Source organism: Mesorhizobium sp. WSM3862 (assembly GCF_002294985.1).
Classification (GTDB): domain Bacteria; phylum Pseudomonadota; class Alphaproteobacteria; order Rhizobiales; family Rhizobiaceae; genus Mesorhizobium.
The window spans coordinates 23,404-39,876 of sequence record NZ_NSGE01000002.1; the positions used below are offsets into that span (position 1 = coordinate 23,404).

11 protein-coding genes and 7 pseudogenes are annotated in these 16,473 nt (G+C 58.4%); 12 read left to right on the top strand and 6 right to left on the bottom strand.

Annotated features, from left to right (window positions below):
* Positions 1–172: 172 nt before the first annotated feature.
* From CK224_RS04455 to CK224_RS04475, 5 genes and pseudogenes are all read left to right on the top strand, one after another.
* Complete coding sequence (locus CK224_RS04455) at positions 173–829, top strand: hypothetical protein (RefSeq protein WP_245425721.1); 657 nt, start codon at positions 173–175, stop codon at positions 827–829.
* Positions 830–1,186: 357 nt separating this feature from the next.
* A pseudogene (locus tag CK224_RS04460) lies at positions 1,187–1,521 on the top strand (porin); the annotation flags it as partial.
* 82 nt (positions 1,522–1,603) lie between these two features.
* The gene (locus CK224_RS04465; RefSeq protein WP_141245773.1) at positions 1,604–1,921 is read left to right on the top strand and encodes a transposase; all 318 of its coding nucleotides are present in this window, start codon (positions 1,604–1,606) and stop codon (positions 1,919–1,921) included.
* A complete protein-coding gene (locus CK224_RS04470) occupies positions 1,890–2,354 on the top strand; it encodes a transposase (RefSeq protein ID WP_176477852.1) in 465 nt (154 codons plus the stop codon). Before CK224_RS04465 ends, CK224_RS04470 begins: the two co-directional genes overlap by 32 nt.
* Before the next feature lie 18 nt (positions 2,355–2,372).
* Positions 2,373–2,615, top strand: a pseudogene (locus CK224_RS04475) (ArdC-like ssDNA-binding domain-containing protein); the annotation flags it as partial.
* A gap of 444 nt (positions 2,616–3,059) precedes the next feature.
* Here CK224_RS04475 and CK224_RS04480 read toward each other — a convergent pair.
* A complete protein-coding gene (locus tag CK224_RS04480) occupies positions 3,060–4,208 on the bottom strand; it encodes a DUF418 domain-containing protein (protein WP_095780931.1) in 1,149 nt (382 codons plus the stop codon).
* A gap of 436 nt (positions 4,209–4,644) precedes the next feature.
* On the opposite strand from CK224_RS04480, the pseudogene CK224_RS04485 reads away from it, so the two are divergent.
* Positions 4,645–5,048, top strand: a pseudogene (locus CK224_RS04485) (helix-turn-helix domain-containing protein); the annotation flags it as partial.
* A gap of 160 nt (positions 5,049–5,208) precedes the next feature.
* Here CK224_RS04485 and proB read toward each other — a convergent pair.
* The gene (gene proB / locus CK224_RS04490; RefSeq protein ID WP_245425723.1) at positions 5,209–6,072 is read right to left on the bottom strand and encodes a glutamate 5-kinase; all 864 of its coding nucleotides are present in this window, start codon (positions 6,070–6,072) and stop codon (positions 5,209–5,211) included.
* Positions 6,073–6,248: 176 nt separating this feature from the next.
* Between proB and CK224_RS04495 the strand changes: the two are divergent.
* Positions 6,249–6,410, top strand: a pseudogene (locus CK224_RS04495) (ATP-binding protein); the annotation flags it as partial.
* Between the two features lie 158 nt (positions 6,411–6,568).
* Here CK224_RS04495 and CK224_RS30575 read toward each other — a convergent pair.
* Positions 6,569–6,826, bottom strand: a pseudogene (locus CK224_RS30575) (transposase); the annotation flags it as partial.
* A 156-nt stretch (positions 6,827–6,982) separates the two neighbouring features.
* On the opposite strand from CK224_RS30575, the gene CK224_RS04505 reads away from it, so the two are divergent.
* The 3 genes from CK224_RS04505 to CK224_RS04515 all read left to right on the top strand — a co-directional run bounded on the left by CK224_RS04505 (position 6,983) and on the right by CK224_RS04515 (position 9,427).
* The gene (locus CK224_RS04505) at positions 6,983–7,390 is read left to right on the top strand and encodes a transposase (RefSeq protein ID WP_245425725.1); all 408 of its coding nucleotides are present in this window, start codon (positions 6,983–6,985) and stop codon (positions 7,388–7,390) included.
* Positions 7,387–7,731 (top strand): IS66 family insertion sequence element accessory protein TnpB, encoded by a 345-nt coding sequence (gene tnpB, locus CK224_RS04510; protein WP_095780934.1) that lies wholly within the window; start codon positions 7,387–7,389, stop codon positions 7,729–7,731. Before CK224_RS04505 ends, tnpB begins: the two co-directional genes overlap by 4 nt.
* A 76-nt stretch (positions 7,732–7,807) precedes the next feature.
* Positions 7,808–9,427 carry an IS66 family transposase gene (locus tag CK224_RS04515; protein WP_095780935.1) on the top strand — a complete coding sequence of 540 codons (1,620 nt, stop codon included), beginning with the start codon at positions 7,808–7,810 and terminating at the stop codon, positions 9,425–9,427.
* 239 nt (positions 9,428–9,666) lie between these two features.
* Here CK224_RS04515 and CK224_RS04520 read toward each other — a convergent pair whose 3' ends face one another.
* Entirely contained in the window at positions 9,667–10,878 is a 1,212-nt protein-coding gene (locus tag CK224_RS04520) for an acetyl-CoA carboxylase biotin carboxylase subunit family protein (protein WP_095780936.1), read from the bottom strand.
* Positions 10,879–11,444: 566 nt separating this feature from the next.
* On the opposite strand from CK224_RS04520, the pseudogene CK224_RS04530 reads away from it, so the two are divergent.
* A pseudogene (locus CK224_RS04530) lies at positions 11,445–12,292 on the top strand (transposase); the annotation flags it as partial.
* A 66-nt stretch (positions 12,293–12,358) separates the two neighbouring features.
* On the opposite strand, the gene CK224_RS04535 reads toward CK224_RS04530, so the two are convergent.
* Positions 12,359–13,147 carry a hypothetical protein gene (locus CK224_RS04535; protein ID WP_095780938.1) on the bottom strand — a complete coding sequence of 263 codons (789 nt, stop codon included), beginning with the start codon at positions 13,145–13,147 and terminating at the stop codon, positions 12,359–12,361.
* Between the two features lie 1,360 nt (positions 13,148–14,507).
* On the opposite strand from CK224_RS04535, the pseudogene CK224_RS04540 reads away from it, so the two are divergent.
* A pseudogene (locus CK224_RS04540) lies at positions 14,508–15,258 on the top strand (IS5 family transposase); the annotation flags it as partial.
* Positions 15,259–15,579: 321 nt separating this feature from the next.
* On the opposite strand, the gene CK224_RS04545 reads toward CK224_RS04540, so the two are convergent.
* Complete coding sequence (locus tag CK224_RS04545; protein WP_095780939.1) at positions 15,580–15,801, bottom strand: hypothetical protein; 222 nt, start codon at positions 15,799–15,801, stop codon at positions 15,580–15,582.
* Between the last annotated feature and the right edge of the window lie 672 nt (positions 15,802–16,473).

A 16,473-nucleotide genomic window follows, 5' to 3' on the forward strand; every position in this document is an offset into this window, starting at 1 on the left:
ATGGCTCGTCATTCATCGACGTTCCCCTTTTGTTGAGAGGCGCAAGTTGAAGCTGCGAGGCGGCCGCTAGATCGCGGGCATGCGAAAACGCAACACATCGCCGTCCACCAAGTCTTAGGTCTTCAACGCTATTTCAGCGGCTTGCTGAGGGAATGCTATGGGAAAGCCACATATGTCCGGGTCGAGTGATCTTGCGGATGAAAAGCGCCAGAGCGAGCTTTCAAGCTTTGTCCTGAGGGAGGTGCAGCGCATTCTCGCCCAATGTGATGAGGCGAGGCAGGTTGACAGGGCCGCTGTTGCGGCTTCGGGTTCTGCTTCCGCCGATTTGACCGCCGTGGCCGCTGAATTGCTTGGCAGGCTTGAGGCCGAAGCAGCGCGACGGCTGAACGCTCAGGCGTGTGAGCTCGCTTCGCGACCCCGGCCAGCCGACCATCCACTCGGGCATTCGGTACTGAAAGATTATCCGACAGAAGGCGCACGCATTGCAGAGTGGGCCGGTCCAGTTGCGGGGTCGACGCATCTCGAGAGGCGTTTTGGGATACCGCGGTCAACGCTGCATTGGTGGCAGCAGCACAATGATGTGGTTGCCTTTCGAAGCGGCTCCCGCAATCATGTATTTCCCCTGGCTCAGTTCATCGACGGCAGGCCCTTGCCCGGAATCCGGCAGGTGCTCTCCTCGATCTCCGATCCCAGATTGGCTTGGCTGTGGCTGATCAGTCCCTCGCCTCTTCTCAAGGGCCGCGTTCCTATCGAATTGCTCAGGGAAGGTACGAACACAGAAGTCGTTGTATCGGCCGCCCAGGCTATTTCTCTGATTGGATCTGTCTGACGTTGGTCAAGGCGTCGGTGGTTGCTCATGCACATTTGATGCGTACGGAAATAGTCAATGTACCAATTGTGCATTTTGTATACAGATATATCTGTTCAATTTGTTGCAAGTAATACTGAGATTACGGGATAAAAATACAATTGATACGGACAAGAGATGGTTGAAAGGCGGCGTTTTAACTTGCACTATTCCGCCCGGTGAATAGCGTCCGAGCCGGAAAGGATGCTTCGTGATGGCATCTTTTTCAATCGTGGGGACAGGGAGCGGTTCGTCGATCGACGTCCTCGCCCTTTTTCAAATCAGTCAAGGAGATCAAAATGGACTTCAGAGAGCCTTCTTCTCGGCTCCGCTGCGGCGCTGGTCGCAGTTTCCGGTGCGCGCGCCGCCGACGCCGTCATCGTTGCCGAGCCGGAACCCGCTGAATACGTCCGCATCTGTGACGTCCACGGCACTGGCTACTTCTACATCCCCGGCACCGAGGCCTGCCTGCGCATCGGCGGCTTGTCCGCTACGACATCGGCGTAGGCGACATCGGCACATACACAGGTGCGGGGACGGTCGACGTCGAGGACGGCGACGAGCAGGATACCTACTGGAAGCGTGCTCGCTTCGCGCTGAAGACCTGGACCGGCCAGGAAACCGAGCTCGGCACGTTGAAGACGTACACCGAGACCCGCTTCAACTTCCGCAACAAGCGCATCACTGGGCTCGCGAGATCGGTCGATTTGGGCACACGGTAATATCGAGTGTAAAGCGGCTGCTTTTCCGGATATATTGATCCTCGCAGCGCCGTATGAAAAGTGTCGTCTGATGCCGCCTGCCTTTGTAAAACCCTACGTCAAACGCAACAAAGATGACATGGCCGATGCCGAAGCCATTTGCGAAGCGGTGACGAGGCCGAACATGCGCTTCGTTGCCGTGAAGACAGCGGCTCAACAATCGGTTTTGATGCTGCATCGCTGCCGAGCTCTTCTGGTCCGACAACGAACTATGCTGGCCAATGCAATTCGCGCGCATCTGGCAGAATTCGGCATTCACGATGCCGCAAGGGATTCGTATTTTGCTGACGGCCCTGAATGTGCCGAAAAATGAAGTGAACAACCTTCCCGATCTCGTCCGGATTGCACTCACCCCCATGACTGCAAGCCTCATCGAACTGGGTCAGCGCATTAAAGCACTGGAAATCGAAATTGCGCGCGAGCATCGCGGCAACGAGACCAGTCGCCGATTGGAAACGATTCCCGGTTTTGGTGTCATGACATCAACAGCGATGGCAGCGACAGTCGCAGACCCGACAGCCTTCAAATCTGGCCGTGAATTCGCCGCCTTTCTTGGTGGCCTTTCCCGGCGGCGCGCGGTGGCGGCACCCCCTTCTGGGCCCCGCCGCGGCGTCCCGCAACCCTTCGCTCGACGCTCCGGGCCCTCCTCTTCGTTGCGGTCCTTCGGATGCGCTCCGCCTTCGGCGGTGGGCTTTTCCGGTCGCTTTCGCCGCCCACCCCGCTTCCGGGAAAAGGCGCGGGATTGAAGAGCGGAGGACCAAACGATGGGTGCAAAACACAAGCGTTCCGGTAGCCGAGAGGCTGGCAGGAGCGGGCGCACGACCGCCAGCCTTTATCAGGAAATCACCGACCGCATCATCGCCGAGCTGGAGCGCGGCACCGTGCCATGGGTCAAGCCATGGGGCAGCGCCAAGGTAGACCTTGGCCTGCCCAGCAACGCGGCCACCGGTCGCGCCTATTCCGGCATCAACATCCTGATCCTTTGGGGCGCTCTGATTCTCAAAGCACGCCGCCCGAGGAATGGAAACGCGCCCCGCGCCAGTGGCTCGAGGCCAGGACACGCCGTCGTCTTCGGCGAAAGGTCCGTCAGCCAACGACGACAACCGGCCTCACTTCCGACGGTCCCGCGAGTTCTCGATCGGACTGCTGGAGCCACAGGATCATAGCTTGATAATAGCGTTAGGCTTCGAGCGCGCTGAGACACCACTGCCGGGACGTGAGCACAGCCATTCCGCTTGTTGCATGCACCGCTGTAGAGTGCGTCGACCACATTTGAAGGCTCCTCCCGCGACGCTCCATCATGCGGCGACTGATGTCGACCGCGAAGCCGACCCTGCACCGGGAATACGTCTGTCTATCGTCTCTTACAAAGACGCTTGGCTCTACCACCGCGATTAACTCTAACCCAGCTTTTGAGTAGTGTCGATCCGGAGGTCGGGGCGACGTGGTCCTCAGGGCATGTGACGCGCGAGATCTGCGGTCCTACCAATCAGCGCTTCCATCGGTCCCCGCTGGAAGACGCGCAGCCAAAGCACGGCAAAAGTGCTTACAAGCACGATGAAGCCGAAGAGCACGGACAGGCGCGAGCCTCCTCCAAACAAATCTATTCCCACAATGTGCAGGAGATAGGACATTGCCACAATGTGCAGCACATAGGCCGTCAAAGGCATCGAGCCGACAGCGATTATTGGCCAGACCAGCTTTCGCAGATGCGGGAGCGCATCCATAGCGAGCAAGCAAGTCGCCAAGACAAACATAGCGCAACCGGTGCTGCCTAGGATCGAGAGCGCCGTCCCGCTATGAGGGGAGGCAACCCACACCCAACTCGCTGTGCCGCGCCAGGATGAGGGGTAGCCTACGTCGGACCACCAGAAGGCGGATGCCTGCAAGGCGGCGGGTACACCAGGCAGCAAACGCAGCGCGACCAAGGATGCCCCATGGCTTAATACGGCAATCCCGACCCCACCTAGACCAAGGCGCCAGCGCATTGCTGGTGTACTCAGATCGAGGCGCGCAATGGCCATGCCTGCGATCACGAAAGGAACCCAGGTTATCGCGGGATAATTGCCGCTGACCATGAACTTTAACACCGGCTCGAAGTACGAGCTCTCGAAGGCAAAGATGGACTCATGGTGGAAGCGCACTTGCGGGAGAACTAAAGCGGTCGCCGAAGCGACCAAGCCGAGCTGCTGTGCGCTGAGCCGATAGAGCGGCAGGACCAATAAGAAACAGACTCCGTAGTAGGCCAGGATGACGTGGATGGTCGTATCGAGGTAGGTCAGGATTGGACCAAGCGCGAGTAAAACAAGGGCACGAATTGCGACTTTGGCAACGGCCTGTCGACCGGCTAACCCCGACTTCGGCGCCTTGCGACCGGTAATCAGGAGGATCGAAAAACCGGCCAATACGGCAAACAGGGCGGACGACCGGCCATGGGTTAATTCCATCAGATTCCCGATTAATCCTCCTTCGAGCGGGTCGGGACCGACATGGGCGGCATACATGCCGAAGACAGCCAGCCCTCGAGCAAGGTCGATGCCGACCAGCCGATCTACGGCCGACCCATCGCTCGCGGCCGCAATCGTCGCGCTTTTCGCCATGGCGGGTTCTTTCCTTGGTTGTGTCGCCGGTCGGCTGCTGCCGTCGTCTCACCCTGAAGGGTTCAAAGATCGTGCCAATCTGGCGGATCGAGCCGGCGACAGAATTTTATGCTTGCTGCTCAGCTTTTGAGTCTGCGGCATCGGCTCACCAACCTGTGACGCGGACCCGACAAACCCGACAAAAGGTGTCGCGGGGCCGCCATTCTTGCAGGGATGGCGGACCCGGAGATCCGTTGAACCGGCGGCGAGAGGATCAGCGACAGCGGATGATCCGATCAGCCGCCGCGATTTGTGTGTAAGGAAGAAGCATTGGACATCTGTAAAAGTTCAAACTTTATCTGACACACGGTGTCCTAGGCTGAAGCTTGAGCCGAGGCAGGGCGCGGAGTGGTCAGGGTTCGCAGTGCCCGGCCTCGACGTTAGAAAGGACACTGACATGACCAAGGACCAAAAGATCATCCGCGCCAAGGTGGGGCTGCTGGATGTCAGCCAGGCCTACAAGATGATGGGCTATTCGCGCGCCAGCTTCTACCGCTTCAAGGAGCTTTACGAGACCGGCGGCGAACTGGCGCTGCAGGAACTGACGCGCCGGAAGCCGCGATTGGCCAACCGCACGCCGCCCGAGGTTGAGGCGATCATCCTCGAGCTGACGCTGGAATATCCCGCCTATGGGCAGACCCGCATCGCCAACGAAATGCGCAAGCTCGCCACTAAGTGCCGTCGGGCGTCCGCGGGGTGTGGCAGCATCACGATCTGGAGACGATGAAGAAGCGGCTGAAGGCGCTGGAGGCCAAGGTCGCCCAGGACGGTATCGTGCTCACCGATAGCCAATTGGCGGCATATGGAACGGCCGCAAATCAAGGCCTGACACATGACCGCACTCGATCACATGTTCAATGCTTCAGGTCCTTCCTTGCAAAACGGCTGGCATCCAAACAAGAACTTGACGCACCACAACTGATCAATGGTTACAGGAGTTATTCGGGTGGCGAGGACGCAATCACGTCTCCCGCGTGTAGATCTTTCTTTTGGCCTGCGGAACAAACGACGTTGATGGAGCACCGTGCTCGATCGCAGCGAGGGGGTAAGGCTCGGTTCCTCTCGCGATCACCATGCCGCATCCCGCGTCCATGGCTATCCTTGCTGCCATCAACTTGGTCACCATGCCACCCGAACTGTGGCAGGCGTGGGAATGGCTAGCCATGGCCTCTATCTTGGGGGTAATGCATCGCACCTCGGTCACTAGACGAGCTAAGGGATTGTCGTGTGGGTCTTCCGTGAACAGGCCATCGACGTCAGAAAGCAGAACGAGAACGTCGGCGTTTGCCATTTCTGCGACTCGTGCCGCCAGCTGGTCATTATCGCCAATGCAGGTCTCGGCCGTTGCCGTTGTGTCGTTCTCGTTGATCACGGGCACGGCGCCCAATTTGAGAAGTTCTTGAACGGTCGACCAAGCATTGAAACGGCGATGATCGTCCTCTATATCTTCGTTGGTCAATAACATTTGTCCCAAGGCAAAACCATGACGCTTTAAACTCTGTTCGTAGGCGAGCATAAGTCGAACCTGACCAATCGCGGCTGCCGTTTGCTTTTGCTCAATCCGAAGCGATCTTCCCAAGCTATTGAATTGGCTTGAGCCAAGCGCGACTGCACCGGATGTGACGATGATTACTTGCTGCCCGCGTGAGAAAAATCGGACGATATCGGCTATTAGCGACTCAAGCCAAGGGCCGCATATCTCGCCGGTCTGCGCATCGACCAGCAGTGCGGAGCCAATCTTCACGATGAGCCGGCGAGCCAAGAGCAGTCGGACCGCGCTTGTCATTGCTGGGATTGATTGTTGCCGCCCTGACAGGTAAGACATGTTCTTCCAACCTCTGTAGCAATAAGAACACCTGATTGAGCTCTGCGCGCTGCGGGGTATCGAGACGTCAGTGTTTTTAACTAACCTCCGACCTAGCGTTCACGCCGTCAGATACTCTGAGGAACGTACCACTTGTCAGGTTTTTCCGACGTGAAAAATCTTAAATTTGTTGTGACCAACGGTTCACGATCAGGCAACTCCCGGTGGCCCGCTGGTTCGGTCTGATCGGGGATCCCACCTACGCCGATGCCATCCTGGACCGCCTCGTTCACAACGCTCACCGGCTCGAACTCAGCGGCGAATCCATACGCAGATCCATCATCTCCGCTGCCGCTTGACCGAACCGCAAATGCGGTGACATCTTCCCCGACGATCAGGTGCTCCACCTGCGCGATCAGATCGGAACGCTGCGCGGCATCAGATCGGAATACATGCGCGCCATCCTCGGAATCCGCATGCTGGCCGCCATGCACGGCGTCAATTGCCGTCAATGTCGCACGATCCGCTTCAAAACCTGGCGGAAGGAGCGCAATAGAGGACGACCATCGCCTGCCCCATCGCGACCAGCTCCCGCACACCGGGCAGGTCCTCCAGCCGGCACATCGTCGATTGCGACACCAGATCCCGACCAGAAGGCAGCGCATCTGGGCCCATCTTGAAGATCGGATCGGAGCGCAGCCCGGTTGGCGTCGTTCCCATTCTCATAACTGGTGGCACTCATTTTCATACGCAAGCCGATCATATTGTGCACGCTATCGATGACCTGGTTCGGCAGTGCGGACAGCCGTCAGACGGTCAGCCACCCGGAGCCGCTTTCCCGCCTCGGCCAGAGCAAGGGCCCCCGTTGGACGACCGTAAGCCCGTAGGCCACCCCACGTGGCGTGCGGGATTCTGAACGCTCATTTTCTGCATGAGTCATGCGGAGAGTCCTATGAGCGAAAGTATGAATCAGAATCGGACATTTGAGGTTTTGACGGCGGAGCCGGTGCGGTCTCGGCGCAAGCCGCGTCATTGGTCGGACGAGGACAAGGCGCGGCTTGTTGCGGAGGCATTGGCGCCGGGGAGCAATGTTTCGGCGATTGCCCGCTCTCACGGACTGGACCCATCGCAGGTCTATGCGTGGCGTCGCAAGGCGCTGGCGTCTGGAGCGGTTTCGCCGCTGACAGGGGGGCAGGTCAAGCCGGTCAGCTTCACGCGCTTTGAAGCGGTGGGCAGTGAGATGGTGGAAATCGTCGTCGGCGATGTTGTGGTGCGCGTCGGCGGCGATGTTGATCCCGATCGCCTGGTCAAGATCATGCGCGCGGTGCGCAAGGCATGATCGGCTCCGGGGTTGTGGTTTACGTGTCGTGTCAGCCGGTCGACTTCCGCAAGGGAGCCGCATCGTTGATGGCTCTGGTCAGGGATGGCGGCCTCGACCCGTTCTCAGGAGCGCTTCACGTGTTCCGCTCGAAGCGAGCTGACCGGGTTCGCATCGTGTGGTGGGACGGCAGCGGGGTCTGCCTTTACTCGAAAACCCTGGAGGAGCACAGCTTCTGCTGGCCGGCGATATCGGCGGCGCGGATGCGCCTGGACCATTCTCAATTGATGGCGCTCCTGGCTGGTCTGGATTGGAAAAAGATCCGCCCGGCCAAGGTTAGGCGGCCGTTGTCGCTGGGCTGAAAACGGCCTGCGGCAAGATGAATCATGGTGTTGTAATTGTTGGGAAAGCGGCTGTTTTTGTGCTCTATCTCCCTCCATGGTTCTGTCCTCTCCTGACCTGCCGGACGACGTCGATACGCTGAAGGCGATGGTCCTCGCGATGGCCAGCGAGCGGGCTGCAAACGAAGCCCAGCTTGCAGCAGCGACGGCGGAGGTCGCCCGGCTGACGGCGGTCGAGAGAAGCGCCAACGAGCGGATCGCCAACCTCACATCGATCGTGAAGGTGCTGGAGCGCGCTCAATACGGCAAGCGTTCCGAACGGCTGCGCCTGTCAATCAACGACGAGCAGGCTTCCTTTGCCTTCGAAGAGGTCGAGACTGGTCTTTCCGCGATCCAGAGCGAACTCGATCACGCGGTCAAGGACAAGCCGAAGCGTGCTGCGCGCCCGCGCAAGGGCTTTGCCGCGCATCTCGAACGCATTGAGGAAGTCCTCGAGCCGGAAATCCCGGCCGATTGCGCAGGGCTGGAAAAGGTTCTGATCGGCGAGGATCGATCCGAACGGCTGGACGTCGTGCCGCCGAAGTTCCGGGTCATCGTGACGCGCCGTCCCAAATATGCCTTCAGGGATCGTGACGGTGTGGTCCAGGCGCTGGCGCCGGCACACATCGTCGAAAGCGGCCTGCCGACAGAGCGGCTGCTTGCCTATATCGCCGTGTCGAAATACGCCGACGGCCTTCCGCTTTACCGGCAGGAGGCGATCTATCTGCGCGATGGCGTCGAGGTCAGCCGATCATTGATGGTGCAGTGGATGGGGCTTCTGGGCTTCGAGCTGCAGATGCTGGCTGATTATATCCTTGAGCGCATCAAGGAGGGCGAAAGGATTTTCGCTGACGAAACGAGTTTGCCTACCCTTGTCCCAGGCGCCGGCAAGACCATGAAAGCCTGGTTATGGGCCTATGCGCGCGATGATAGACCATACGGTGGAACTAGTCCGCCCATGGTTGCCTATCGTTTTGAGGACAGCAGGGGTGCGGATTGCGTCGCGCGCCATCTCGCCGGATTCGACGGCATTCTGCAGGTGGATGGCTACTCGGCCTACACCAATCTAGCCAAGACGCGGGCCAAAACCAGCTGCAATGAAACCGTCAGACTGGCGGGCTGCTGGGCCCATCTGCGTCGCAAGCTTTACGACCTGCATATCAGCAAGGTCTCGCAGGTCGCGACGGATTCGCTCACCGCCATGACTGAGCTGTGGAAGATCGAGGATGAGGTCCGCGGCAAGAATGCCGATAGCCGCGCTGCGCTCCGCCAGGAAAAATCTACGGGCATTGTCGCGAGCCTGTTCGAGCTGTGGGAAACGGAACTGCGCAAGGTCTCCGGAAAATCCAAAATCGCCGAGGCAATCCGCTATGCGCTCACCCGACGGGAGGCGCTAGAACGCTTTCTGACAGACGGTCGCATCGAGATCGATTCCAACATCGTCGAGCGCGCCATCAGGCCCCAGACAATTACGCGCAAAAACAGCCTATTTGCCGGCAGCGAGGGCGGTGGACGAACTTGGGCGACCGTGGCCACACTTCTGCAAACGGCCAAAATGAATGGCGTCGATCCTCTCGCCTGGCTCTCCCAGACCTTGACTCGCATCGCTCAGCGCTGGCCCGTAGCCGAAATCGAAATGCTCATGCCCTGGAACTTCAAGCCAGACGCCATCAGCTAACCGCTTACGGACGACCGCCGTCGAAAGCACGTGACGACCGACCTGCCCGAACAGATGACAAACCAGTCGCCAGCCTGGGATCGTTCATGGCAGGTGTGGTCTCCGGGAAATGGCGCGGATCGGCGTAAGCAATCAAATCCTACGTCACTTCAGCGGCTCACCACATCCGCCAACCCTCATGAATTATTCAGCTTAGCTGGCGCCGCCTACACTTTGTCGGAGGCGGCCGTCTATTCCTATTAGCAAAGGGTCGGAAATGGTGTGATCGACCAATCGATTAAGTCGACGGCACGCTGAAGTATCGCCTCGGTGTGAGCACGGCTGGGCGAAGCGGCTATGACATGTCCGATGCAGTCTCGATAGTCGCCTTTCCTACCGATCGGCGTTTTAGGGTCAACATAGAATTTGACCTCGGCGACGCCTGATACAGCAGCGGCCTGACTCTCGCCAGTGATGCAGTCCAGGGTGCCATCGCGTTCAGGAACCAGGAACCGTACGGCCGCAGTTTGTAACTGCCGTCTGCGCATATCCAATTCCTCCCCGATCACAAGCCTGATGTGCTCGGTAACGAGATCGATCCCGTAAGCAAGGCGAACCAGTTGCGGAACGGCCCAACCCCCGAGTCGCGGATTGACTTCAATGACGACGGGGCCACGCTTCGTCCATCGGAGTTCAATGTCCGTTGGTCCCCAACCAAGGCCGAGACCTCGCAAGCAGCTCAGCGAAACCTCGGCGATACGCTCGTACTCGTCATCGGTCAGCGGGGCCGGAAGGGTCCACTCACGATAGACGAAGTGCGGGGGAGGGCCGAAGTCCATCGTGCCAATCCCAATGACTTCATGTCCCATTGTCTCAACTAGGTATTGGGGCCCTTGCGCGAATTCTTCGACCAGGATTCTTGGCGAAGACTGCCATTTGTGTTTCCCGCCCAAAAGATAGGTCGTATGTTCGGCCAACTCATCGACGTCGCGGCACAAACGGACACCGCTGCTCCCGATGCCGACTGCTGGCTTTACAATGACCGGTAGACCGATCTCCGCGGCAAAACGTTCAACCCCCGTCGCGTTCGCTGCCACGCGATAAGCAGGGACTGGAACGCCAGCCTCCGCAAGAAGCTGACGTTGAGTGAATTTGTCGCAGCATCGTTCAATTGATGCGGGATTCGGTCCCGGTAGATCGAAGTGCCGGCAGAGCTTTCCAACTGTCGCACAGGCGGTCTCGCTGGGGGAGGTAATCCCCGCAAGATCGTGGGTGGCAAGCAGCCGGGAACATTGGTGGATCAGCGCATTGACGTTACCTGTGTCGACTCGGATAGCCTCACCTGCGAGATCGTCGAACCAGGACGGGTCAGCCGACAGGATAATTGGATGAAGGCCGAGACGTTCGGCCTCTTGAGCGTAGTGCCGGCTAGTCCTTGTGCCTTCAATCATGACGAGTGCTCTTCTTGCCATTGTTGTTAGTTCCCACGTTGCATGCTTGCGGCGGTCCCGGCGCAGATCGGCACAGGTTCTTGGTAGTGCCGGACTTCAGACTTGCGGATGAATGTACCATCGTCAGTGATCTTCGGTCGCAAAGATTCTGTGAAGTTACTTTGACGGGTATGTTGCAATCGCTTTAATCATCGGGGTTCGGAGCGCTCGACGAATTTCGGAGGGTTTCGATATTCAAGGAACGCAGTTTGACCAGTGATCCCGCTTTTGGCTAGGATCTTTCTGCCAGAGAGATCGGCCCTGAGTACCTCGACAATCTCACCCCGGCCGACGTCTGCTGCGGGCGCGGCAATTTTGTTGCAACGAGAAAGGATCAAGCGAAAGACCATCGAAAAACGGCTTGCGACATCGCAGAGACGCCGCTTGAAATCACAACCGAGATGGCCAGAGCCTCCGGTAAATCGTCGGCCGTGAAGAATGCGACGCCTTTGATATTGCTTAGGATAGTCTACTTTTCAGGCTTCCGAATTGCAGGTAACAGCCAGTTTGTGGATAGTTTTCTTGCAATTCCAGTTTGCGATTTCTGTCGCCTGTTCAGGCGGCTATCCTGGAGCGCCTGCAGGACGCCTTCGACGCCGGTCAGCTTCGCTTCTTCAGCGATCTCGCCAGCCTGGCCGACCCTGCCACTTTCTCACCCAACTGGCTGGATAGAAGCGGATCGAATGGGTCGTCTACGCCAAGCCCCCGTTCGGCGGTCCCGAACAGGTCCTCGCCTATCTGGGCCGCTACACTCATCGCGTCGCCCTCGCCAACAGCCGCCTCGTGAGCCGCTTGCTGACCGAAACCCGATTTCGAGGATACCCCGGGGCGCGCCGCCAGGCGCGCGAGGGATACCCCTCCGGACGGATTGCGCCTGGTCGCCGTCCGGAACCAGGGAAAGGTCAGCTTCCGCTGGAAAGACTATCGCCACCACGACAAGTCCAAGCACGAGCTCATGACCATAAGCGCCGACGAGTTCATCCGGCGCTTCCTGCTGCTCGCCCTTTCAGACGGATTCCATCGCATCCGCCATTACGGCCTCCTCGCCAACGGCCACCGCGTCGCCAAGCTCGCCCAGTGCCGTCTTCTTCTGGCGGCGCCCACGCCGCTGACGCCGGACCCGACCGCCGACTATCGCCACCGTTACCGCTGTCTCACAGGACGCTCCCTGGACATCTGTCCGGGCTGCGGCGCCGCCATGGCCTCGCTCGGCCCGATCCCGCGCAAGGCCCCACTTGGCCAGACACCTCATGACACGCTGCCTGCCGACACGCTCGCACCGTCCCTCCCAGCGTCTGCTACAGTCGCCGCCGGGCCTTTGCGCGCCGCTAGTCAAAGTCGCAGCCTGGCTATTGCCAGCAACGCTGAGCGAGTGCCTTTTTCAACAGCCTGCTAGAGCGCCAATTGTCTCAATTCCCTGACGACGGACACGGTCAATGACCGTATCGAGAAAGGCTCGCGCTTATCGCAGGGCGGGTTTCTTCAGGAGTCGGCCGTACCCACTTACTGGCTTCTCATATCCCGCAAGCCTCAACGAATCCCACAGCATGGCCTGATGAGCAGTGATTACAGGCTTGCCAGTGCGTTCCTCTAGACGGTCAATAATGCTAGACGTCCGAAGGAGGGTGCACGGGATAAACAACGCCTCCGCCTCCCAGGAATCCATTGTACAGGCCGCTTCGAAGATGCTTTCCGGGGAGACTGCGGCAATGCCGACTTCGCTTATTCGGTTAAATGAAGCGGACGCACAAACTCTGAAACCGGAGTTTTCGATGCAATCGGCGACAACAGCACCTTCCTCCTCAATGTAAGGGGTGAGCATGGCAACGCGTTTGACACCAAGCTTGTCAAAGGCGCGTAAGGCTCCCGCCATAGGAGACGTTAGCGAGGCCCCGGGGCGAGCTTGGTGCAATTCCGACTCCAACTTTTGCTGCGAAATGACGGCCGATCCAGACGTGCAGGCGTAGGCAAATACGCTGATAGCGTCAGGAGGATCAAACATCTCGCCAGCTTTGGCTATCTCATAAATATGACGATGCAGGCTCTCGATCGCCATCTCGGGCGAACTCGGCTCCTCGTGCTTGATTCTTGTAGCCGAGAGGGCAATTCTTTCATCCTTCAACATTCTGCGCATTTCTAACTCAGTGATGTAGTCGTTGGAGCAAACAATCAACCCTACGACGGGCTCAGCCTGCACAGCGGGATAGGACGGCTCGACATGAATGGTTGAGAGTCTGTTTTGTGAAGGCATTGGCCGTTCTCCTTGGATAAAAAAGGGCAGCGGAGCTGCATCTCTTTACTGTAAGTGGCGGTGCATTTTCGACGTAAATGGCCTCCGGGAAACTCCAGCTAGCTGCCGAGATTTGCTGCTACATTTCAAGTAGTACAGATTTGAGCAAGATGTTCCTTGATAATAGTTACCTCTCGCGCTTCATCGAGCATCAGGCTACCAAAACGTTACCCGTTCTGGCGATCCGGAGGAGCGGCGCCACCGGACTGTCGGCCGACGATGATTTACCCCGGACGATCTCTCGAACGAGCTCGGTGCGTCGCTCGTCATAAAACTCGCTATTCTCGGTCTTTGCGATATTGGATTATCGGGCTTCCTTTCTCCAGTTGACCGGGGAAAGTACGAAATACACTAACGCAAGACCGATCGACCGATATCTCGCGGAGGTACCATTCGGAGCCAAATGCAATTACCCTTTGCGAGCGAGTAGGCATGACCATCATCGGAGACCTCGAAAGTTCTCCTGCATCAATGCAAAAGAGCATCTCGTCGTACCAAAGGATCCAATCGAAGTCAGTATCTCGAAAAGAGGTAACGCCACATGAAAACGCCGAGTTCTTTTGCGCGTTAATAAACTCATTTACAGACGTCCTGCGGTCGTTAAACGTCTGATCGGAGTCAAGGGGTCAAAAGTACTTCACTTCTGCCATGGCAGTCTCCCAGGATGTCGCAGGCATAGTATCCCGCCCTGTGGGACGGATCGGCGGCCGCCTTGCTGCTATAGTCACCAGAGGCGGCTTTTGGCGGCGAGTGACTAAGGTTGAGGCGCCGTTGTATCTACAAGTGCAAAACTCCGAAGTATAACGTGAGGCCGGCGGATTCTGACTTGACCCCGCCAGCGGACCCCGGACGTGGTGTGGCCGGAGTACTACGAACCTGCTGAACTCCGCAGGAGTATTCCCTGTTCTTCTCTTAAATTTGACATCGGATGCCAAAGCTCAGCCAGCCTGCGCCGGCGGCGAGTGTAGGCTGTTGATCCCTGACAAACGGCGTAAGCCTCGCACTACAGTGTGCAAACGCTATACCAAACAGAAGTAGTTGTTTTGGCGAGGTCCGCTCTAATCGATATGTCGGAAACGGCACGACTTTGTGCGACTTCTGGCAATTGGGAACTGAAGCGCAGAGCTTGAAATTCTAACCGCAGCGGACCGAGTCTTCTCGGAGTTCGTTTGAAAGCCAAGATGCGACGGTGGGCTGCAGATGATCCCGGTCGCGTAGCTCAGCCGTTCGGCTTTCGACCGGATGGCATTGAAGCAAACCGGGCCAGCTGAGCTTAGCGGAGGCTTTTCTGGGCAACAAGCTGGGGGGCGCTTCGCCGTTTGATCGCTTGTCGGGTCTGGTAAAGTGGTATCCGTTTGAGAAACTGCTCATACTGCTGCGTGATTGCGGTCCGGGTCGGGCGGCCTGCCCACCGCTGGTGTTGTTCAAGGCGCTTTGTTGCAATCGCTCTACGGACTTTCGGACCGTGAGTTGGAAGATTCGCTTGGCGACCGGCTGTCGTTCCGGCTCTTTGTCGGGCTCGGGCTGGAAGAGAGCATTCCCGAGCACACGGTGCTCTCTCAGTTTCGCAATCTATCGGCGAATGGTCTGCTTGAGAAGCTGTTTGGCGAACTGGACCGGCAGCAGGAAAAGGCTGGCGCTATCCTGAAGCGTGGTACGATGCTGGGTGATCAATGCGGTCTCATTGCCGCCTACCGACGAGCAGGCCCCAAAGGATGCGGATACCCCTGTCACCGTGCGGCAGGGTAGGGGCGGCTTCACCTTCGGCTACAAGGCTCATGTCGGGGTGGATGAGGGCTCTGGCCTGATCCGCACGGTGATCACCACACAGCCAACGTCAAGGACACGGTGATGGCCGATGATTTGATCTGCGGCGATGAGAAGACGGTGTGGGCGGATGCTGCTTTCGACACCCAGACCCGCCGCGCTCGGCTTAAGGCCGAGGCAAGAAGGTGCGTATTGCACGGCCCCCAACAAAGCACCATCCAAAGCTGCCGCCACGGCTCAAATACTATAACCGCCTGATCGCCAGACGCCGAGCGGCGGTGGAGACCACCTTCGCCACGCGAAGATTGCCGTCCGGCAATGATAGTCAATGGTTGATCGGTCCGATGGCCGGGATTTGCCGTAGGGAGTCGATAATTCTGGCTGTGCCGCAACAGCTCGCCGGCCTGCGCTCCCATTGCCCTGCTGGCCGGCCGAGTGCCTCCGCCAGGGTTTAAGTTCCGCCTACCTTCCCATCTCCGGGCCACTCATCGGCGATCGTGTTATTCGGGGCACACGCTTTGTGCTGCAGCCGCTCGCGACGCAAGTGAGCCGCGAATTCGGCCCTGTCCCAGTAACCAATGTAATGATGCCCACCGTCGAGTCTGGCCGTGTCAGGGCGACCGTCCTTAGGTGACGCTGGGTTTGACTGCGCCCTGCTGCGCCGAGCTGACCGAAACTGCTGATTCAAGAGATCTGATCCTGAGGATTACTTCGGCCGCAAGCTGTAACTGAATAAGTTCTGCCGCCGCTGTTCTCTGGCCAATAACCAGGGCCTTTGTGCGGCGCGCCCTGCCGATGTACCTCCCCGCCGGCAGGGCGCCCTTTTTGACCCGCTGCATCAAGATCATTATGGGGCGTCCCGAAATCGAGGGTTTGGTAAAGGTGATCTGCACATTCGGATGCAGATTGAGCTTAGGACTCGCCTTTTACACCATTTGCAGCGCGCACGATTGCCTTTTCCAATGCTGATAGCGACCAGCAACGCCGAAGACATCTTTTCCTTTACATCATCATCAATGGGAGATTCTCTACATGAGTTGACGGGGTGCTGTTCCTCAATCCCTCTTCTCCTCGGCTCTGTCGAGCGCGACGGCCTCAAGCGGTGCCTCATCGGGGGAGCACGCGTGTTCGCTGTCGCGAGTAAAGTCCAGACAATGGCGCTTCCCCAACATCCCGGCCGGTCATTCCAGCCATCGTGAAGGATGGCGGTTTCGTTCGCTCATTATCGACGAAATCCGGCCACCTCTGTAATCGAGTGTCGATAACGGGGGCAACGGAATTCGATGAAGTACTTCTCCGAAGATCACGAAGCCAGACAGAGCGGAATCTTTCGCGGACACGTGGGGCCCAGGGACAAAATGCCAGAACCCGATTTGCTGTGGAACCGAAGTGTCGTGGCCACCGGGACCATTCTGCAGGCACTCGTCGTCTGAACGCGGGTCCCGATCAACCGCTGTTGAAGGCGGCGGTAGGCTCACCAAAGGCGCCCAGGAATTGCGTGCTCGTAACAACTGAGCACC